General features: G+C 70.5%; 19 protein-coding genes and 1 pseudogene. 8 read left to right on the plus strand and 12 right to left on the minus strand.

Going from position 1 to position 19,535, the window contains the following annotated elements:
* Positions 1-213: 213 nt before the first annotated feature.
* A complete protein-coding gene (locus ETD96_RS44910) occupies positions 214-366 on the plus strand; it encodes a hypothetical protein (RefSeq protein WP_171069131.1) in 153 nt (50 codons plus the stop codon).
* Positions 367-430: 64 nt separating this feature from the next.
* On the opposite strand, the gene ETD96_RS45985 is transcribed toward ETD96_RS44910, so the two are convergent.
* From ETD96_RS45985 to ETD96_RS20345, 4 genes and pseudogenes are all read right to left on the minus strand, one after another.
* Positions 431-850 carry a GNAT family N-acetyltransferase gene (locus tag ETD96_RS45985; RefSeq protein ID WP_274704632.1) on the minus strand — a complete coding sequence of 140 codons (420 nt, stop codon included), beginning with the start codon at positions 848-850 and terminating at the stop codon, positions 431-433.
* Positions 805-954, minus strand: a pseudogene (locus ETD96_RS48165) (GNAT family N-acetyltransferase); the annotation flags it as partial. The gene ETD96_RS45985 and the pseudogene ETD96_RS48165, both read right to left, overlap by 46 nt.
* A gap of 55 nt (positions 955-1,009) precedes the next feature.
* The gene (locus tag ETD96_RS20340) at positions 1,010-1,660 is read right to left on the minus strand and encodes a protein-L-isoaspartate O-methyltransferase family protein (RefSeq protein WP_240807911.1); all 651 of its coding nucleotides are present in this window, start codon (positions 1,658-1,660) and stop codon (positions 1,010-1,012) included.
* Positions 1,661-1,977: 317 nt separating this feature from the next.
* Entirely contained in the window at positions 1,978-3,168 is a 1,191-nt protein-coding gene (locus tag ETD96_RS20345) for an NAD(P)-dependent malic enzyme (protein WP_138638055.1), read from the minus strand.
* A 358-nt stretch (positions 3,169-3,526) separates the two neighbouring features.
* Here ETD96_RS20345 and ETD96_RS20350 point away from each other — a divergent pair, with 358 nt between their 5' ends.
* From ETD96_RS20350 to ETD96_RS20360, 3 genes are read left to right on the plus strand one after another with little or no spacing between them, the layout of a single operon-like run.
* A complete protein-coding gene (locus ETD96_RS20350) occupies positions 3,527-4,435 on the plus strand; it encodes an ABC transporter substrate-binding protein (RefSeq protein ID WP_138638056.1) in 909 nt (302 codons plus the stop codon).
* Positions 4,436-4,439: 4 nt separating this feature from the next.
* Positions 4,440-5,393: an amino acid ABC transporter permease gene (locus ETD96_RS20355; protein WP_138638057.1), complete on the plus strand. Its 954-nt coding sequence runs from the start codon at positions 4,440-4,442 to the stop codon at positions 5,391-5,393.
* Positions 5,390-6,163 carry an amino acid ABC transporter ATP-binding protein gene (locus tag ETD96_RS20360; protein ID WP_274704631.1) on the plus strand — a complete coding sequence of 258 codons (774 nt, stop codon included), beginning with the start codon at positions 5,390-5,392 and terminating at the stop codon, positions 6,161-6,163. The genes ETD96_RS20355 and ETD96_RS20360 overlap by 4 nt, the downstream gene beginning before the upstream one ends.
* Positions 6,164-6,177: 14 nt before the next feature.
* Here ETD96_RS20360 and ETD96_RS44915 read toward each other — a convergent pair whose 3' ends face one another.
* On the minus strand, positions 6,178-6,795 hold the full coding sequence (locus ETD96_RS44915; protein ID WP_171069132.1) for a hypothetical protein: 618 nt from the start codon (positions 6,793-6,795) through the stop codon (positions 6,178-6,180).
* Positions 6,796-6,882: 87 nt separating this feature from the next.
* Here ETD96_RS44915 and ETD96_RS20370 point away from each other — a divergent pair, with 87 nt between their 5' ends.
* On the plus strand, positions 6,883-7,851 hold the full coding sequence (locus ETD96_RS20370; RefSeq protein ID WP_138638058.1) for a zinc-binding dehydrogenase: 969 nt from the start codon (positions 6,883-6,885) through the stop codon (positions 7,849-7,851).
* Positions 7,852-7,881: 30 nt separating this feature from the next.
* Here ETD96_RS20370 and ETD96_RS20375 read toward each other — a convergent pair whose 3' ends face one another.
* The 6 genes from ETD96_RS20375 to ETD96_RS20400 form a co-directional block, all read right to left on the minus strand.
* The gene (locus ETD96_RS20375; protein WP_138638059.1) at positions 7,882-8,604 is read right to left on the minus strand and encodes a PadR family transcriptional regulator; all 723 of its coding nucleotides are present in this window, start codon (positions 8,602-8,604) and stop codon (positions 7,882-7,884) included.
* A 3-nt stretch (positions 8,605-8,607) separates the two neighbouring features.
* Complete coding sequence (locus tag ETD96_RS20380; RefSeq protein WP_138638060.1) at positions 8,608-9,429, minus strand: DUF4097 family beta strand repeat-containing protein; 822 nt, start codon at positions 9,427-9,429, stop codon at positions 8,608-8,610.
* Positions 9,430-9,517: 88 nt separating this feature from the next.
* A complete protein-coding gene (locus tag ETD96_RS20385) occupies positions 9,518-9,697 on the minus strand; it encodes a DUF6104 family protein (RefSeq protein ID WP_138638061.1) in 180 nt (59 codons plus the stop codon).
* A 92-nt stretch (positions 9,698-9,789) separates the two neighbouring features.
* Entirely contained in the window at positions 9,790-13,497 is a 3,708-nt protein-coding gene (locus ETD96_RS20390) for a multifunctional oxoglutarate decarboxylase/oxoglutarate dehydrogenase thiamine pyrophosphate-binding subunit/dihydrolipoyllysine-residue succinyltransferase subunit (RefSeq protein ID WP_138638062.1), read from the minus strand.
* A gap of 311 nt (positions 13,498-13,808) precedes the next feature.
* Positions 13,809-14,480, minus strand: coding sequence for an AIM24 family protein (locus ETD96_RS20395; protein ID WP_089328104.1), 672 nt, complete (start codon positions 14,478-14,480; stop codon positions 13,809-13,811).
* A 60-nt stretch (positions 14,481-14,540) separates the two neighbouring features.
* Positions 14,541-15,449, minus strand: coding sequence for a glutathione S-transferase family protein (locus ETD96_RS20400; RefSeq protein WP_138638063.1), 909 nt, complete (start codon positions 15,447-15,449; stop codon positions 14,541-14,543).
* A gap of 148 nt (positions 15,450-15,597) precedes the next feature.
* Here ETD96_RS20400 and ETD96_RS20405 point away from each other — a divergent pair, with 148 nt between their 5' ends.
* Positions 15,598-16,305, plus strand: coding sequence for a DedA family protein (locus ETD96_RS20405; RefSeq protein WP_138638064.1), 708 nt, complete (start codon positions 15,598-15,600; stop codon positions 16,303-16,305).
* A 37-nt stretch (positions 16,306-16,342) separates the two neighbouring features.
* On the opposite strand, the gene ETD96_RS20410 is transcribed toward ETD96_RS20405, so the two are convergent.
* Entirely contained in the window at positions 16,343-17,410 is a 1,068-nt protein-coding gene (locus ETD96_RS20410) for an NAD(P)H-dependent amine dehydrogenase family protein (protein WP_138638065.1), read from the minus strand.
* A gap of 212 nt (positions 17,411-17,622) precedes the next feature.
* Here ETD96_RS20410 and ETD96_RS20415 point away from each other — a divergent pair, with 212 nt between their 5' ends.
* The gene (locus tag ETD96_RS20415; RefSeq protein ID WP_138638066.1) at positions 17,623-18,525 is read left to right on the plus strand and encodes an SDR family oxidoreductase; all 903 of its coding nucleotides are present in this window, start codon (positions 17,623-17,625) and stop codon (positions 18,523-18,525) included.
* A 4-nt stretch (positions 18,526-18,529) separates the two neighbouring features.
* Positions 18,530-19,327, plus strand: a complete 798-nt coding sequence (locus ETD96_RS20420; protein WP_138638067.1) for an enoyl-CoA hydratase/isomerase family protein — start codon at positions 18,530-18,532, stop codon at positions 19,325-19,327.
* The last annotated feature ends 208 nt before the right edge of the window (positions 19,328-19,535 follow it).

The raw sequence follows: 19,535 nt of genomic DNA on the forward strand, positions 1-19,535 counted from the left end.
TTTTTTTCAATCAGAAGACGTCATACGATATTTCTTAGGGTCTCGTGGGCTCGGAGATGTTTATAATAGACAGCATGCCGCAACAGCCCCCGCCCGGCGCCGCAGCCGCTCTGCGACAACCTGGCCTCCACAAGACCAAACCTGGCCTCCACAAGACCACGCCCGATGCCTACAACAGATTCCAGGCGCAGAACTCTTGAGGGCGAGGCGGTTGTGGAGGAGATCCTCGCCTACTGGATCGCCTTGCCGGACGGTTCCGCCGCCACCGTGCCGCTGAGCGGGCGAGGGTTCGGGCGGTGGCTCACCCCGGAGTGCGCGTCACGGCGGACGGCCGCGGAACTGGTCTGGCTGTCGCCAGGGCAGTGAGGAGTGCGAGCAGGCCCCGGAATCTCGCGGGTTCCGGGGTCGGTCTTCGTTCAGCGGGCGATGGCTATTGGGACAGGGCCGCATAGAGCAAGCGATCGTGCCACCGGCCCCGCAGGTGCAGGTGGTCGCGGAGATGGGCCTCGTGCCGCATGCCGATCTTGGTCAGGACGCGGGCCGACGCTTTGTTCCGGGGGTCGCAGGTGGCGGAGACCTTGTGCAGACCCAGGTCGTCGAAGCCGAAGCGGAGCAGAGCGGCGGCGGCTTCGCCTGCATACCCGCGTCCCCACCACTGGCGGTGCAGGACGTAACCCAGCTCTGCGCGCCGGTGGGACGTGCTGGTGACCTGGAGTTCGATCGCTCCAATGAGAGTGCCCTGCTCCTGCTCGACCACGGCGAGTCCGAACCGGTGGCGGGGAGGGCATCGGCGTCCTGGACGACCTCGGTCAGGAACGCGGTGGTGTCTTGCGTGCTGTTGGGGCCCCAGTCGGTGTAGCGAGTCACCTCGGCATCGCCGGCGAAGGCGTGAACGGCCGCGTGGTCTTCGGCGCGGAACTCGCGTAGCAGCAGCCGCGGGGTTCTCAGCTCCATGACCTGCAGACTGCCACGCACCGTTCGAGTAAGGACGCGAGCGGGCCCGTTACCCTCACGCGGAGGGAGTCAAGGCGACGTCCTGGCCGGTCCGGGTGACGGTGATACGGAGTCTGCGAAGTGCGTCGGGTGCGCGCTCTGCCCGCAGGATCGATTGCGGCTGCTTCTGACCCCGCAGCGGCATGAAGAAGGCGTCGCCTACCGCGTGTCCGGTCGCCGTCCCTCCCGCGATGTCCAGCACGAGGAGCGCCCCCGCGCATTCGGGGCCCGAGTAGGGGACCACGAGACGGCCGCCGTGGCGAGTCTGCTCGACCCACGTGTACGGGATCGTGCGTGCCGCCGCCGTCACGATCACGCGGTCGAAGGGCGCTCGCTCGGGTGCGCCCTGCTCGCCGTCGCGGTTGACGACGGTCACACGGTCGGCGAAGCCCGTCCGCTCCAGGGCGGCCGATGCGGCGGCGGCCAGTTTCGGGTCGATCTCCACCGTGGTGACGCGGACGCCGAGGTCGGCCATGACCGCCGCGTTGTAGCCGGTGCCGGTGCCGATCTCCAGGACGTTCAGGTCTGGCACCAGTTCTGCCGCGTCGATCATCTGCCGCATGGTGTGGAGGGCCGAGGACGAGGAGGTCGGCCAGAGCATGCCGTTCGCGTCCTGGCTGACCTGGGTGACCACCGACTCCTCAGCGGCGACGTGCTCCGCCCACAATTCCGGATCGTCAGCACGGTCGGGCGGCCGTAGCCGCTCTCCTTCCGGTCGTATCCAGATCCGCTCGGGAATGAAGTCGGCCCTGTTCACGCCTGCCCCGAACCGGTGAAGGGCGGACACTTCACCCTCTCTTGCGTCCCAGTTGCCGGCCCGAGAGCTGGTGGCGGAGTACGAGCGTGAGCATGGCGAGGTTCCGCTGGAGTACAGGAGGCAGAGGCGCGTTCATGGCGGACGCGGCCTTCTCGATGAGGAGCCTCGGCGGGCGCTCTGACGGCCCGGCGGCCCGTGCTCGTTGGGGAGCACGGGCCGGCGGCGGGTCAGATTCGGTTGACGCCCTCGCGGCGGGCCTGGTCGGCGACCGCGGCGGTGACGGCCGGGGCGACCCGGTCGTCGAAGGGGTTCGGGATGATGTAGTCGGCGGTCAGGTCGTCGCCGACGATGTCGGCCAGGGCGTTCGCCGCGGCCAGCTTCATGCCCTCGGTGATGGTGTGGGCGCGGACGTCCAGCGCGCCGCGGAAGATGCCCGGGAACGCCAGCACATTGTTGATCTGGTTCGGGTAGTCGCTGCGGCCGGTCGCGACGACCTTGGCGTGCCGGCGGGCGACCTCCGGGTGGACCTCGGGGGTCGGGTTGGAGAGCGCGAAGACGATCGCGTTCTCCGACATCGTGGCGACGCAGGACTCGTGGACGGTGCTGCCGGACAGGCCGATGAACACGTCGGCGCCGCGCAGCGCCTCCTCGGTGGAGCCCTTCAGGTGCGACCGGTTCGTGATCGCGGCGATGCGCTCCTTGACCGGGTTCAGGCCGTCGCGGCCCTCGTGGATGAGGCCCTTGCTGTCGGACAGCGCTATGTCGCCGATGCCGCCCTCGATCAGCATCTTGGAGACGGCGATACCGGACGCGCCGGCGCCGGCGACGACCGCGCGCAGCTCCGACAGCGGCTTGCCGACGAAGCGGGCCGCGTTCTTCAGCGCGGCGAGCGCGACGATCGCGGTGCCGTGCTGGTCGTCGTGGAAGACCGGGATGTCGAGGGCGGCGCGCAGCCGGTCCTCGATCTCGAAGCAGCGGGGGGCGCTGATGTCCTCCAGGTTGATGCCGCCGAAGCTCGGTGCCATCCGGGTCACCGTGTCGACGATCTCGTCCACGTCGGTGCAGCTCAGCGCGATCGGCACCGAGTCGACGTCGGCGAACTCCTTGAACAGCAGGGACTTGCCCTCCATGACCGGCATGGACGCGGCGGGGCCGATGTCGCCGAGGCCGAGCACGGCGGTGCCGTCGGTGACGACGGCGACGACCCTGGACGTCCAGGTGTAGTCGTAGGCCAGGTCGGGGTTGTCGGCGATGGCGGTGCACACCCGGGCGACGCCCGGGGTGTAGGCCAGCGATAGGTCGTCCTTGTTGCGGACCGGGATGGTCGACCGCATCTCCAGCTTCCCGCCGCGGTGCAGCGGAAACGCCGGATCGTCCTCCAGCGAGGGCGGTTCGGTGTGAATGGGCTCAGCAGCCACAGCGACCCCTGTCAGTGAAAGTTGGCTTTCTTGCGATGCCGCCGCGGTGGTGGTGTTTGGTGGCCTCACCAGGGTGGTCATCTCGCGACGTACGGGGGTCACCCGTTGTCCGATTGTGCCACACGGGGTCCGGGCCGCCCGGTGGCCGGGGTGGGTGTTGACCGTCACGTGACGGTCGCCACATGTAGCCGGTCAGTAGCACACCGTGGGTGAAGAACAGGTAGACGCGCCCTTCCAGCGCTACCTCGTTGCGTGATTGTTTCGGACCCTTTATCCAGATCAGGGAGGTTGTGCGCCAAACTGTGCACCTGACCTTCGGATCTACACGGATCCGACGCAACCATGTGGAGGGGGACCAGTGATCACCGGTTCTCTGCGACGTCACGGCATTCTGACGGGCGCGCTTGTGCTGACGGGCGCCCTCGCGCTTTCGGCTTGCGGTGAGAAGAAGGACGACGAGACGGGCGCCGGCCCGAAGATCACCGCATCGGGCGGCCCGGACGCCAAGCTCGCCGCGATGGTCCCCGACGCGATCAAGTCGGACGGCAAGATCCTCATCGGCGTGGACTCGTCCTACGCGCCGAACGAGTTCCTCGACACCGACGGCAAGACCGTCGTCGGCTGGGACCGCGAGCTGTTCGACGCGGTGGCGGGCAAGCTCGGCCTGAAGACCGAGTGGGTGAGCAGCGGCTTCGACGACATCATCCCCGGCGTGCAGTCGGGCAAGTACGAGGCGGGCGTCTCCTCGTTCACCATCAACGACGAGCGCAAGAAGGCCGTCACCATGGTGAGCTACTTCAACGCCGGCACCCAGTGGGCCACCAAGAAGGGCAACCCCGCGGGCATCCAGCCCGACAACGCCTGCGGCAAGAAGATCGCCGTGCAGAAGGCGACCGTGCAGGTCGAGGACATCCAGAAGCGCTCGAAGGCGTGCGAGGACGCGGGCAAGCCCGCCATCAAGATCGACCAGTATCAGGGGCAGGACGAGGCGACCGCGGCGATCGTGTCCGGCAAGGACGACGCCGGCCTCGCCGACTCGCCGATCATCGCCTACGCGGTGAAGCAGACGAACGGCCAACTGGAGCTGCTCGGCGACATCTACGAGGCCGCCCCGTACGGGTTCGTGGTGAAGAAGGACCAGACGCAGCTCGCCGAGGCCATCGCGGGCGCCACCAAGGCCCTCCAGGCCGACGGCACCTACAAGAAGATCCTCGAGAAGTGGAACGTCCAGGCCGGAGCGATCACCGACTCCGCCGTGAACCCGTGACCTCATGGCCGATCTGACGAAGGAAGCGCCGGAGGGGGAGCGGCCCGAGAACATCCGGGCCGTCCCCGTCCGGCACCCGGGCCGCTGGGCCGCCATCGCGGTCATCGCGGTGCTCGCCGCGATGTTCGTCCACATGCTGGTGACCAACAAGCAGTTCCAGTGGTCGTTCATCATCGACAACGCGTTCCGCCCGAACGTGATCGAGGGCGTCCGGACGACGGTCCTGCTGACCGTGCTCTCGATGGTGCTGGGCATCGCGCTCGGCATCGTGATCGCGGTCATGCGGCTGTCGCCGAACCCGGTGCTCAGCGGGGTCGCCTGGCTCTACACCTGGTTCTTCCGGGCGGTGCCGCGGCTGGTGCTGGCGATCCTGTTCGGCAACATGGGCATCCTGTACGCCCACTACCGCATCGGCGGGGTGCCCTTCGCCGGTCAGCTCGGCGACCTCATGGGCGTCGACATGGACGCCACCCTCTTCACCGTCGACGCGCGCACGCTGCTGACCGGCTTCATGGCCGGCCTCCTCGCGCTGAGCCTGTCCGAGGCCGCCTACATGGCGGAGATCGTGCGCGCGGGCATCATGTCGGTGGACCCCGGCCAGGAGGAGGCCGCCTGCGCGCTCGGCATGTCCCGGATGCAGACCATGCGGCGGATCGTCCTCCCGCAGGCGATGCGGGTGATCATCCCACCGACCGGCAATGAGACGATCGCGATGCTCAAGGACACCTCGCTGGTCGCCTTCGTCCCCGTCACCAACGAGCTGTTCTTCCAGCTCAGAGCGGTCGGCAGCCGGACGTTCCAGGTCTTTCCGATGCTGGTCGCGGCCTGCATGTGGTACCTGATCCTGACCAGTTTCCTGCTGGTGGGGCAGTACTTCATCGAGCGGCACTTCTCCCGGGGGGCCGCGGCGGCGGGCCCGGCGAAGGGCCTCGGCGCGGGCAGGAAGGAAATCGCATGACGGATCCGGGCGCGCTGATGGTCAAGGCCGAGAAGGTGCACAAGTCGTTCGGCCGGCTGGAGGTGCTGAAGGGCATCGACCTGGAGGTCAAGCCGGGCGAGGTGATGTGCGTCGTCGGGCCGTCCGGGTCCGGGAAGTCGACGTTCCTGCGCTGCATCAACCACCTGGAGAAGATCAACGCCGGGCGGTTGTGGGTGAACGGCCACCTGGTCGGCTACCGGGAGTCCGGCGGCAAGCTCTACGAGCTGCGCGACCGGGAGGTGGCCGCGCAGCGCCGCGAGATCGGCATGGTGTTCCAGCGGTTCAACCTGTTCCCGCACATGACGGCGCTGGAGAACGTCATGGAGGCGCCGTGCCGGGTGAAGAAGCAGCCGAAGGCGGAGGTCAGGGAGCGCGCCGTCGCGCTGCTGACCCGGGTCGGCCTCGGTGACAAGGTGCGGAACTACCCCTCGCAGCTGTCCGGCGGGCAGCAGCAGCGGGTGGCGATCGCGCGGGCGCTGGCCATGGAGCCGGCGCTGATGCTGTTCGACGAGCCGACGTCCGCGCTGGACCCCGAGCTCGTCGGCGAGGTGCTGGAGACGATGAAGCAGCTCGCGCTCGACGGCATGACGATGGTCGTGGTCACCCACGAGATGGGGTTCGCCCGCGAGGTCGGCGACTCCCTGGTCTTCATGGACGGCGGTGTCGTCGTCGAGGAGGGCACGCCCCGCGACGTCCTGGCGAACCCGCAGCACCAGCGCACCCGGGACTTCCTCTCCAAGGTCCTGTAGCGGTCACGGCCGGTTCAGCGGCCCGCGAAGAACGACACCACTTCGCGGGTCGGCTGCCTCCCCGCGGGCTGGACGATCAGCGGGACGCGCTGCCGCCGGGGCACGAACAGCATGCCGGGGAACGGCGTGTCGTGGCCGGCGCACGCGCTGAACGTGATCGCGTGGTCGGCCTCCGCCGGGGTGCGCGCGTCGCGCGCGGCATCGCTGTAGAGCAGGCCGGCCGCCTCCCGGTACTCGGCCGGGATCGACAGCGTGGCCGTCTTCCCCGCGCGCACCACGACGCCCACCTTGTACCGGCCCTGGTTCCCGTAGCGGACGGGGTCGGCGTCCGCCCAGCCGCGCAGGCCCGGGATGAGCAGCGGCTCCACGACCAGGTCGTCCGGGCCTGCCTTGACGGGACCGGAGCGCTCCTCGGGGAACCAGGCGTTGCGGTTCGCGCAGTTCATGATCCGCGGGTTGGCGAGGCTGCCCGGCGCGGCGGTGGCGGGGGTGCCGGGCGCGGCGTGGGTGCCGGTCGCGGTGGTGGCGGGACGGTTCGAGGCCGCTGCGGTGGGACGGTCGCCGCCGTCGGCCTGCCCGGTGCAGGCCGACGTGAGCACCAGACTCGTGAGGAGTAACACCCGCATGCGCATGGACGAATTGTCGTGGAGCGTCCCGCCCCGCCGGAAGGGGTGGGCCCCGCCGGTGGCGCCGGACCCCGGCACGGTTAGTGTCGGTTCATGTTCGCTGTCACGGCCACGCAGATCGACGCAGACAATCCGCTGAACGGGCTGACGCTGGGGGAGCGGCCCGATCCCGAGGTACCGGACGGCTGGACGACCGTCACGGTGAAGGCCGCCGCGCTCAACCACCACGACCTGTGGTCGCTGAAGGGCGTCGGCCTGCCCGCCGACAAGCTCCCGATGATCCTTGGCTGCGACGCCGCCGGGGTGGACGAGGACGGCAACGAGGTCATCGTCCACTCGGTGATCGGCGACCCGGACCGGGGCGGCGGCGACGAGACCCTCGACCCGAAGCGGTCGCTGCTGTCGGAGGTGCACCCGGGGACGCTCGCGGAGAAGGTCGCGGTGCCGCGCCGCAACCTCGTGCCGAAGCCCGCCGAGCTGTCGTTCGCGGAGGCGGCCTGCCTGCCGACGGCCTGGCTCACCGCCTACCGGATGCTGTTCGACAAGGCGGAGCTGCAGCCCGGGGCGTCGGTGCTCGTGCAGGGCGCGGGCGGCGGCGTGGCGACGGCCGCGATCGCGCTGGCGTCGGCCGCCGGGTACCGGGTCTACGCGACGAGCCGCAGCGAGGCCAAGCGCAAGCGGGCCGAGGAGCTCGGCGCGGACGCCGCGTTCGAGTCCGGCGCGCGGCTGCCCGAGCGGGTCGACGCCGTCATCGAGACCGTCGGGCAGGCGACCTGGTCGCACTCGCTGAAGTCGCTGCGGCCCGGCGGCCGGATCGTGGTGTCCGGCGCGACCAGCGGCCAGGTGCCGCCGGCGGAGCTGAACCGGGTGTTCTTCCTGCAGCTGTCGGTGGTCGGCTCCACCATGGGGACGCGGGCCCAGCTGGAGCGGCTCGCCCGGTTCCTGGTCAAGACCGGCACGAAGCCGCTGATCGACCGGACGCTGCCGCTGAGCCGGGCCCGCGAGGGGTTCGCCGCGATGGCGGAGGGCGACCTCTTCGGCAAGATCGTCTTCACGCCGTGAGGCGGGAGCCGTGGCCGGGGCCCGCCCCGGTCACGGCTTCTTGCGGAACACCTCGTTCCGCAGCCGCTCGCGCGCCTCGTCCAGGACGGCCTGCGCGGCGGCGAGCCCGTCGTCGTCCAGCCGGGCCTTCTGCGCCGACTTGCGGACGTCCTCGACGAACGTGCGGAGCAGGCGCTCCAGCTTGAGGCGGGCGACGTCCTCGCGGGTGCCGGTCGCCGTCTTCCAGGCGTCGTCCCAGTTCTGCCGCCACTCCTCCTTCCACGCCTGCTTCTGCTCGCGCCAGTACTCCTTCTGGCGGCGCCACTCGTCCTTCTGCCGCTCGGTGGTCTCCTTCCACGCCTCCTTGGACGTGGTCTTGCCCTGGTCGCGCATCGTCCGCGCGGCCTGCGTCAGCTCCTCGCGCAGCGTCCGGACGGTCTGCCGGACGTCCTCCTGCACGCCGCGGGCGAACTCCTGCGCCGAGGCGGAGATCTCCTCCTCCAGCTCGGCCAGCTCGTCCATCCGGCGCTCCAGCTCCTCGCGGCCCTTGTCGGTCAGCGAGTACACCTTCTTGCCCTTGACGACCTCGTGGGTGACGAGGCCCTCGGACTCCAGCCGGGCCAGCCGCGGGTAGATCGTGCCGGGGGAGGGCGAGTAGACCCCGAGGAAGCGGTCCTGCAGCAGCCGGATCACCTCGTAGCCGTGCCGCGGGCTCTCCTCCAGCAGCTTCAGCAGGTACAGCCGCAGCCTGCCGTGGCCGAAAACGGGGCTCACGTCTCACTTCTCCATTCGGGGGCCGGTGGTGATCTCCGGGTCGTCGCGGCCGAGCAGGGTGACGGCGCCGGACACGGTGTTGACCGTGAGCCGGCCGGCGCCGTCGCCGAGCTTGCCGGTCACGCTCTGCGCGATCGTGCGGTCCTGCCGGCCGAGTTCGGGGAACGACGTCTCGATCCGCCCGGCGGCGGAGCTGAGCGTGACCTGCGCGCCGGCGGACTCGGGGACGCGCAGCGCCACCTCGCCGGACACGGTGTTCACGTCGACCGCGCTGTCGGCGCCGAGGGCGAGGTCGGCGGCGATGCGGCCGCTGACCGTGCGGGCGCCGAGCCGGTCGACGGTGGCGCCGGCGAGGGCCAGGTCGCCGGAGACGGAGGTGAAGGAGACCGTCCCGTCCAGGCCCTGCGCCTCGATCGCGCCGGACACGGTGTTGGCGTCGATCGCGCCGGCCACCCCGTCCAGCGTCACGTCGCCGGAGGCGCTCTTGATGGACGTGCGGGTCGTCATGCCGGTCACCACGGCGTCCGCCGACACGAGGTTCAGCGAGACCGGGCAGTCGTGCGGGACGGTCACCGTGATCGCGGCGCGCGCCTTGTGGGTGCGCAGCCAGGTCAGCACGCCCTCCCACAGCTTCTCGTGGGTGACGGTCAGCATCCCGGCCTCGTGCGTGACCACCAGCGGCGGGCCCTCGACGTCGCCGACCATGATGGACGGCCGCTCGTCGGAGGCGAGCACCGAGACGCTGCCCGCGATCAGCGTGATGCGCAGCGCGACCACGCCGTCGAAGTCCAGGGTGGTCGGTTCCTCGATCGTCCAGCGCGACATCGCGATGCCCTTCGTCCGGCTCCACCGTCAGTAAACACGATATGTCGCGTCACGGAAAAGTCAAGACATATCGCGTATCGCGCGAGAGTCAGTCGTCGTCATCGTCGTCCAGCCGGGCCAGCCAGGTGGCGAGGCGGTCCACCGGGGTCTCGAACTCCGGGTTCAGGTCGACGAACTCGCGGAGCCGCTCGGCCAGCCACGTCAGGCTGACCTCCTCCGCGCCGCGCCGGTCCGTCAGCTCCTCGATGCCGCGATCGGTGAAGTACATGGGCAGGTGGTCTTCTTTCTGCGCGTTCCGCCATCGGGACGCCGAGGGCTCCGGCGCGGTGCACCGGAGCCCTCGGGTCTGCGTCCCTCCGCCTACTTCTGCTCGCCGAACAGCCGCGCCAGCAGCGCCTCCTGCTCGGCCTGGTGCAGCTTCGCCGACCCCACGGCCGGGGACGAGGACGCCGGGCGCGACACCCGCGACATCCTCAGCCCCTCGATGTGGTGCGGCAGCTTCAGCGCCATGAACGGCCAGGCGCCCATGTTCGCGGGCTCGTCCTGCACCCACACGACCTCGGCGTCCGCCGGGTACTTGGCCAGCTCCGCCTTGATCTCGTCGACCGGCGGCGGGTACAGCCGCTCGACCCGCACGACCGCGGTGTCGTTCGCGCCCGCCGACTGCCGGGCCTTCACCACGTCGTAGTAGATCTTGCCGGTGGTGAGCAGCACCCGCCGCACGCCCGCCGGGTCGATCGCCGGGTCGCTCTCCGGGATCACCGGCTGGAACGCGCCGCCGGTGATCTCCTCGACCGGCGAGGTCGCCGCCTTCAGCCGCAGCAGCGACTTCGGCGTGAACACGATCAGCGGCTTGTTCCGGCCCGACAGCACCTGCCAGCGCAGCAGGTGGAAGTAGTTCGCCGGCGTGGTCGGGTACACCACGGTCATGTTGTCCTGCGCGCACAGCTGCAGGTACCGCTCGATCCGCGCGGACGAGTGGTCGGGCCCCTGGCCCTCGTAGCCGTGCGGCAGCAGCAGCACGACGCCCGAGTGCTGGCCCCACTTCTGCTCACCGGAGGAGATGTACTCGTCCACCACCGACTGGGCGCCGTTGGCGAAGTCGCCGAACTGGGCCTCCCAGCAGACCAGCGCGTCCGGGCGGGTCATCGAGTAGCCGTACTCGAAGCCCATCGCCGCGTACTCGCTGAGCAGCGAGTCGTGCACGTAGAACTTCGACACGCCCTGCCCGAACTGCTTGAGCGGCGTGTACTCCTCGCCGGTCCTGCGGTCGACGAGCACCGCGTGCCGCTGGCCGAACGTGCCGCGCCGGGTGTCCTGGCCGACGAGCCGCACCGGGCGGCCGTCGATCAGCAGCGAGCCCATCGCCAGCAGCTCGCCGGTCGCCCAATCGATCGCGTCGTCCTCGATCATCTGTGCGCGGCGCTGCAGGATCGGCTGGAGCCGCGGGTGCGGGGTGAAGCCCTCCGGCAGGCTGACCTGCGTCTCGATGATCCGCTTGACGGTCTCCTGCGGGATCGCCGTCCCGGCCTTGCCGTGGTCTATCGGGATGCGCTCCTCGACGTCCGGCTTCACGACCGAACCCGGCTCCAGGGGCTTCTTCGCCGCCTCGCGGGTCTCGGTGAAGGCCCGCTCCAGCTGCTCCTGGTAGTCGCGGAGCGCCTGCTCGGCCTCCTCCACCGTGATGTCGCCGCGGCCGATCAGCGCCTCGGTGTAGAGCTTGCGCACCGAGCGCTTCGCGTCGATCAGGTCGTACATCAGCGGCTGCGTGAACGAGGGGTTCTCGCCCTCGTTGTGGCCGCGCCGCCGGTAGCAGACCATGTCGATGACGACGTCCTTCTTGAACGTCTGCCGGTACTCGAACGCCAGCCGCGCCACCCGCGCGCACGCCTCCGGGTCGTCCCCGTTGACGTGGAAGATCGGCGCCTGGATCATCCGCGCGACGTCGGTCGCGTAGACGCTGGAGCGCGAGTACTCCGGCGCGGTGGTGAAGCCGACCTGGTTGTTGATGATGACGTGCACGGTGCCGCCGGTGCGGTAGCCGCGCAGCTGCGACAGGTTCAGCGTCTCGGCCACCACGCCCTGCCCGGCGAACGCGGCGTCGCCGTGGATCAGCACCGGCAGCACGGTGAAGCCGGCCTCGCCGACGTCCAGCACGTCCTGCTTGGCGCGGACGACGCCCTCCAGCACCGGGTCGACCGTCTCCAGGTGCGACGGGTTCGCGACCAGCTCGCAGTGGATCTTGGAGCCGTCGCTGGCCGTGAAGTCGCCGGACGCGCCGAGGTGGTACTTCACGTCGCCGGAGCCCTGCGCGCTGCGCGGGTCGAGGTTGCCCTCGAACTCGCCGAAGATCTGCCCGTAGGACTTGCCGACGATGTTCGCGAGGACGTTCAGCCGGCCGCGGTGCGCCATGCCGATGACGACCTCGTCCAGGTTGTCCTTCGCCGCCGCCGAGATCACCGAGTCCAGCAGCGGTATGACCGACTCGCCGCCCTCCAGCGAGAAGCGCTTCTGCCCGACGAACTTCGTCTGCAGGAACGTCTCGAACGCCTCGGCGCTGTTCAGCCGGCGCAGCACGTGCAGCTGCTCCTCGCGCGACGGCTTGTCGTGCGGGACCTCCACGCGCTCCTGGATCCAGGCGCGCTCCTCCGGGTCCTGGATGTGCATGTACTCGATGCCGACCGTCCGGCAGTACGCCATCCGCAGCACGCCGAGGATGTCGCGCAGCTTCATCGTCGGCTTGCCGCCGAACCCGCCCGTCGCGAACTCGCGCTCCAGGTCCCACAGGGTGAGGCCGTGCTTGAGGATGTCGAGGTCGGGGTGCCGGCGCTGCTTGTACTCCAGCGGGTCGGTGTCGGCCATCAGGTGGCCGCGGACCCGGTAGGCGTGGATCAGCTCGTGCACGCGGGCGACCTTGGCGACGTCGTCCTCGTGGGTGGCGGAGATGTCCTTGACCCAGCGCACCGGCTCGTACGGGATGCGCAGCGCCTCGAAGATCTCGTCGTAGAAGCCGTCCTCGCCGAGCAGCAGCTCGTGGATCCGGCGCAGGAAGTCGCCGGACTGCGCGCCCTGGATGATCCGGTGGTCGTAGGTGGAGGTCAGCGTCATGACCTTGCTGATCCCCATGCGCGACAGCGTCTCGCCGGACGCGCCCGCGAACTCCGCCGGGTACTCCATCGCGCCCACGCCGATGATCGTGCCCTGGCCGGGCATCAGCCGCGGCACCGAGTGGACGGTGCCGATCGTGCCCGGGTTCGTCAGGCTGATCGTGGTGCCCTGGAAGTCCTCCAGGGTGAGCTTGCCGCCGCGGGCCTTGCGGACGATCTCCTCGTAGGCGGCCCAGAACTGGCGGAAGTCCAGCGTCTCGGCGGCCTTGATGCTCGGCACCACGAGCTGCCGGGAGCCGTCGCCCTTCTGCAGGTCGATCGCCAGCCCGAAGTTCACGTGCTCCGGCCGGACGAGCACCGGCTTGCCGTCCACCTCGGTGAACGCGGCGTTCATCTCCGGCATCGCCGCGAGCGCCTTGACGATCGCGTACCCGATCAGGTGCGTGAACGAGACCTTGCCGCCGCGCCCGCGCTTCAGGTGGTTGTTGATGACGATGCGGTTGTCGATCAGCAGCTTCGCCGGGACGGCCCGCACGCTCGTCGCCGTCGGCACGCCGAGGCTGGCCTCCATGTTGGTGGCCGTCCGGGCCGCGACACCGCGCAGCCGGACCTCCTCCGCGCCCGCCGGCACCGGCGGGGGCGCGGGCTTCTCCGCCGCCTTCGGCGCCGGCTTCGCGGGAGCCGTCGGCGGAGCCACCGGGCGCTGCGGTGTCGGCGGAGCGGCCGCGGTGCCGTTCACAGCCGCGCGGGCCGCGCTCTCGGTCGGCGCCTGGGGGGACGCGGGGGTCGCGGACGACGGCCGGCTGTCCGGCTGGTAGTCCGCGAAGAAGTTCCACCAGGCTTCGTCAACGGAGTTCGGGTCTTCGAGGTACTTCTGGTACAGCTCGTCGACCAGCCACTCGTTGGCGCCGAAATCTGTGATCTTTGGGTCGGCACTTGTTTGCGACGACTCTGTCGACACGGCGGAGATCGCCCTCTTCCGCAGCTCGCAGGTGAGTTCTGAGACGCACCCCAGGCTACCGTGTTTATTGCATTGCCCTCGGCGGTCGGGCCTGGCGGCCCTTCCTTCCACGGGCACTGCGGCGATCGCTGCATCGCTCCGGCTCGCCTGGCGGCTCGCTTCGCGATCAGGTTCTCGCTTCGCTTGAACCTGGCTTCGCACGCGATCGCAACGCTCCGGTCGCTGCGGCCTCGGCTTACGGACGATCGTCTTGCGGTCTGCTCGTGGTGCTGGGGTGGCTCTGAGGCTGCTGGTTGTTGGTTTTGGCTTGCTCAGTGGGTGTGGGGGGCCACCGTGGGGCCCTCGCTGGCCTGGATCAGGACGAAGCCCTGGCCCTGGTAGGCGAGCTGCATCGCCTCGCCGCTGCCCCGGCCGATGAGGGCGCCCGCCTTGAAGGTGCGGTTGACGCCCACCTGGAGGCTGGTGCTCCACGCGACCGCGGACTGGCCGTCGGCGAACGTGGGGGCGCGGCCGCAGTCGAGCATGACGGGCGTGCCGTGCGTGGTCAGAGCCACCCAGCCGGTGCCCTGGAGGGTGGTGTTGAACAGGCCGCCCGCGGCGATGCCCGCGCCCTGGACGCGCTGGATGTCGGACTGCAGGTGCGAGTCGTAGGCGAGGATGTTCTTGCCGTTGACGGTGATGCCCTCGTTCTCCAGGTAGAACAGGTGGATGTCGTCGGCGTCGTTCGCGACGAACAGCAGGCCCTGGCCCTTGACGCGCATCAGCGGGACGCCCTCGCCGGTCAGGGCCTTCTTCATGAACTTGCCGATGCCGCCGGCGCCCTCATAGTCGAACTCCATCTGGCCCTGGAAGGCGACCATGGAGCCCTGCCGGGCCAGGACGTCCCCGTTCAGGTGGACCCGGAGCATCTTGGAGTTCTGGAGGGCGAAGTGGCCGGGAAGCTGCTGGCCCTGGTCGAGGTTGCCGAAGAACTGGCTGCGCATGGTCGGGCATGCCTTTCGTGCGGATTGGTGGAGATCCGCCAGCATAACGAGGTGATGGGGTCAGCGGTTCCGGTCGTGGGGAGCGGTCCAGTCGATGGCCGGGCCCTTGGGGACGACGCCGGACGGGTTGATGTTGCGCTGCGTCACGTAGTAGTGGCGCTTGATGTGGTCGAAGTTCGTCGTCTCGCCGAACGCGGGGATCGAGTACAGGTCGCGCGCGTAGCCCCACAGGTTCGGGTAGTCGGCGATGCGGCGCAGGTTGCACTTGAAGTGGCCGTGGTAGACGGCGTCGAACCGGGCCAGGGTCGGGTACAGGCGGACGTCGGCCTCGGTCACGTCGTCGCCGAACAGGTAGCGGCTCGTGGAGAGGCGCTCTTCGAGCTGGTCGAGGGTGGCGAAGAGGGCGTCGAACGCCTCCTCGTAGGCGTCCTGGGAGGTGGCGAAGCCCGCCTTGTAGACGCCGTTGTTGACCGTCCTGTAGACGAGGTCGTTCAGCTCGTCGATCCGCGGGCGGAGCGCCTCGGGGTACAGGTCCGGCGCGCCGGGCCGGTGCAGGGCGGTGAACTCGGTCTCGAACGTGGTGGTGATGTTCGGGAAGTCGTTGGTGACCAGGCGCCCGGTCTCGGTGTCCCAGACGCAGGGGACGGTGTAGCGGCCCTGGAACGACGGGTCGCGGGCCAGGTACAGCTCGGAGAGGAACACCGCGCCGGTGACGGGGTCGCGGTCGGGGAACCGCCAGCCACGCTCGTCCCGGATGGGGTCGACGACGGCGACGCTGATCGCGTCCTCCAGGCCGAGCAGGCGCCGGACGATCAGGGTGCGCTGCGCCCACGGGCACGCGTAGGAGACGAACAGCCGGTACCGGCCGGGCTCGGCGGGGTATCCGGACGAGCCGTCCGCGGTGATCCGGTCGGTGAACCGGTTGGCCTGCCGGACGAACCGGCCTCCCTCGACCTCCTGCACGCTCACGGCGCCTCCTCCGCACAGCCGATGGGCCGGTCCGGATCCTCGTCCTCGCGGCCGGTTCGGGGACGGGTCCCCGCGGCTACCATAACCGTCGGTGGCCGAAGCGAAACGGCCGCGACCTGTCCAGGCGCAGACGAGATGGCGGGGGTCCATGCTCGAACACTTCAACGCCCTGGTGGACGGGCTGCCGCCCGCGACGATCTATCTGATCATCGCGGCGCTGGTGTTCGCCGAGGCGGCGCTGTTCGTCGGGTTCGTGTTCCCCGGCGAGACCGCGATCGTCGTCGGCGGGGTGCTCGCGAGCCAGGACGTGCTGTCGCTGCCGGTGCTGCTCGCCATCGCGGTGGTCGCGGCGGTCGCGGGCGACTCGGTCGGCTACGAGATCGGCCGCCGGTACGGGCCGCGGCTGCTGGACGTCAAGGTCATGCGAAAACACCGGGCGAAGGTCCACGGCGCGCAGGAGCTGATCCGCCGCCGGGGCGCGTTCGCGGTGTTCATCGGGCGGTTCACCGCGCTGCTGCGGGCGCTGATGCCGGCGCTGGCGGGCAGCTCGCGGCTGCCGTATCCGAAGTTCCTGCTGTTCAACGTCATCGGCGGCGTGACCTGGGTGGTGACGTTCACGCTCGGCGGCTACTTCGCGGGCGCGGCGTTCGAGCACGCGGCGAAGCTGGCGGGCCGGGGCCTCGCGATCGGGCTCGCGGTGGCGGCCGTCGTGGGGCTGGCGGTGTGGAGCGTCCGCAAGCGCCGCAAGGAGGCGCGCGAGGAGGCCGAGGCCGAGGCGGCGGAGTCCGAGGCGGCGGAGGCAGGACCCGTGGAGTCCGACGCGGCGGAGTCCGAGCCCGCGCGGACGCTTCCGTAGGGCTCGGAAATCCGCAGGGCTCCGAATTCCGCAGGGCTCAGATGTGCATCCGGCCGCTGATCATCGGCAGGTCGAGGTAGGTGCGGATCCCGGGCTCGGCGGCGCACACGGCCGGGACGGAGTTCAGCGCGTGCGCGGACGCGGCGGAGATCACGTCGGACGCCCAGTCCTGGTCGACCGCGAGCGTCAGCGCGGGGCGGCCGTCCACGCGCAGCGAGTAGCCGGGGCGGCCCCACTCGTCCGACATCCGGGCGGCGTCGGCCTTGTGCACCACCTCGACGGTGATCACGGGGCGGCCGCCGGCGAGCCCGCTGAACGTCCAGCGGGCCGCGGCGACGGTGCCGTGCGGGATCGGCCCGGCGGCGGTGGCGAGGTCGGTGCCGGCGAGCCGGTAGTCGACGTCCACGTCGATCTCGTCGAGGTCGACGCCGAGCCCGGCCGCGACGAGGTGCAGGCTCTCGGCGAACTGCGCGCGCATCGCCGCCCGGTTCGGCCGCAGCGCGCGCCGGTACTCCTCCTCGGTCTTGCCGAAGCCGAGCATCTCGTGGACCATCCGCCAGGACGGGTGCCGGGCGAAGTCGGAGCACTCGCGGGCGTAGACGTGGCTGATGCGCCGCGACAGCCGCGACAGCACGAGCGGCATGACGTCGGCCATGAAGCCGCCGCTGACGCCGCTGCCGTGCACGGACGTCCCGCCGCGCTTGCACGCCTGCTCCAGCTCGCCGGCGAACTGCGGGCCGTGCGCGCGGGGGTAGACCAGGCCGCTGAGGGAGATCAGGTTCTTGCCGGACGCCAGCAGCGCGCAGATCGTGCCGAGCTCGGTGAACCGGTCGTGCACGGGGCTCGGGGCGTAGATCACGCAGTCGGCGTCGAGCGCGAGGATGTCGGCGAGGTCGCGGGTCGCGGCGATCCCGACGGGGGCGCGCCCGGCGAGGGCCCCGGCGTCGGCGCCGTCCTTGGCGGGGCTGTGCACCCAGACGCCGGCGAGCTCCATGTCGTCGCGGTCGAGGACGCCCCTGATGGCGCTGCGTCCGATGGCGCCCGTCGCCCATTGCACGACGCGGTAGGGGCGGCGGCCGGTGCCCGGCGCGGCGGCGGCGATCATCGGGACGGGACCTCCGTTGCTCCTCGCGGCTTCGCTGGAGACTACGCGGAGACTCCGGCGAATTGCGGCATTCAGCGCAACTTCCCTCTCGGCTCATCGTACGCGGGGAGGACCCCGGTGCGGCGCGGCCGAGCGAGATTCGGTTTAGTGGTACCACTCGGTGGCCCCGGATGGTTGTCTGGTGGCCAGGTCTCGATGTGAGGGAGATGCGAATGTCGGAACTGCGCTACGACGGCCGGGTCGCGGTCGTGACCGGGGCCGGCCACGGCCTCGGCCGCCAGCACGCCCTGGAGCTCGCCGCGCGCGGCGCCAAGGTCGTCGTCAACGACCTCGGCGGCGACCGGTCCGGGGTGGGCGCCTCCGCGGGCCCCGCCCAGGAGGTCGTGGACGAGATCAAGAAGAACGGCGGCGAGGCCGTCGCGAACCCCGACAACGTCGCGACCCCCGAGGGCGCGCAGGCCGTGATCCAGAGCGCGCTGGACGCGTTCGGCAAGGTCGACATCGTCGTCAACAACGCCGGCATCCTGCGCGACAAGTCGTTCAAGAACATGTCCGTCGAGGAGTTCGACGCGGTCATCGCCGTCCACCTGCGCGGCTCGTTCCTGGTGTCCAGCGCCGCCTGGTCGCACCTGCGCGAGCAGGGCTACGGCCGGATCGTGAACACCTCGTCCCCGGCGGGCCTGTTCGGCAACTTCGGCCAGGCCAACTACTCCACCGCCAAGATGGGCCTGGTCGGGTTCACCAAGACCCTCGCCCAGGAGGGCGCGAAGTACAACATCAAGGCCAACGCGATCGCCCCGGTCGCGTGGACCCGGATGACCGAGGACCTGCTGCCCGCCGACTTCGCCGGCAAGCTCGGCGTCGACCAGGTGACGCCGCTCGTCGCGTGGCTGGTGCACGAGTCCAACGAGGACTCCGGCGAGGTCTACACCGTCGGCGGCGGCCGGATCGCGAAGATCTTCGTCGCGGAGGGCCCCGGCTACGGCCAGAACACCACGCTGTCGGTGGAGGACGTCCGGGACAACTGGGCCGCGATCAGCGCGAACGAGCCGCTGACCGTGTACAGGAACGTGGGCGAGCAGATGGGCCCCCTGATCCAGCAGCTCACCTCCTGAGCCGTTGGGCGGGATCAAGCTCGACCGGCGGGACGGGGTGGTCACCCTCACCCTGTCCCGGCCGGAGCGCCTGAACGCCGTCGACGGCGCCCTGACCGAGGAGATGCTCGACGCCCTCAACGAGCTGGCGCGCGACGCGTCCACCCACGTGGTCGTGCTCACCGGCGAGGGCCGCGGGTTCTGCTCGGGCATGGACATCCAGGGCGGCGACCCGGGCGGTGAGGCCGCCGAGGGCCGCGTCCAGCGGCTCTACCGGGGCATCGCGCGCGGCGCCGAGGTCACCGCGCGGCTGCGGGAGATCCCGCAGCCGGTGATCGCGGCGCTGCACGGCCCGGTCGCGGGCATGGGCGTGTCCTGGGCGCTCGCCAGCGACCTGCGGGTCGCCGACCCGACCACCCGGTTCGTCATCCCGTTCACGGACCTCGGCCTGTCGGCCGGCGACTGCGGCCTGTCCTGGCTGCTGCCCCGGATGATCGGTCCGGCCAAGGCCGCGGAGCTGTCCTACCGCGCCCAGCGCTTGGACGTGACCCGCGCCGACGAGCTCGGCCTGATCACCGAGATCACGCCCGAGGGCGGGGATCGGGCGGCCGCGCAGGCGCTCGCCGACGAACTGCTCACCAAGTCCCCGTACGGCCTGCGCCGCACGAAGGAACTGCTCAACGCGTCCCTGGACGCCCCCGGCCTGCGCCGCCAGCTCATGGCGGAGACGGCCGTCCAGACGCTCGCCTTCTTCAGCGAGGACCTCGCGGAGGGCATGACGGCCACGCTCCAGAAGCGCCCGCCCGAGTTCAAGAACCGCTGACCGGCGCGTCCGGCCAGGCCCCGCGGGCCTGGCCGGACGGCTCAGCCTGAGAGTGCGGTGGAGAGGGCTTCCACGTAGCGGAGGGCGGTCAGCCGGGCGAGGGCGGGGTGCGCGCCCAGGCTCGCCCACCACCATCTCCTGCCCGGAGATCGTGATGGGCGCGGCGCCATCGCGGCAGGCGGCGGACGCATTCGGTGTCGGCCCACGC

Origin of the sequence: Actinomadura geliboluensis, from assembly GCF_005889745.1 — a bacterium.
Taxonomy (GTDB): domain Bacteria; phylum Actinomycetota; class Actinomycetes; order Streptosporangiales; family Streptosporangiaceae; genus Spirillospora; species Spirillospora geliboluensis.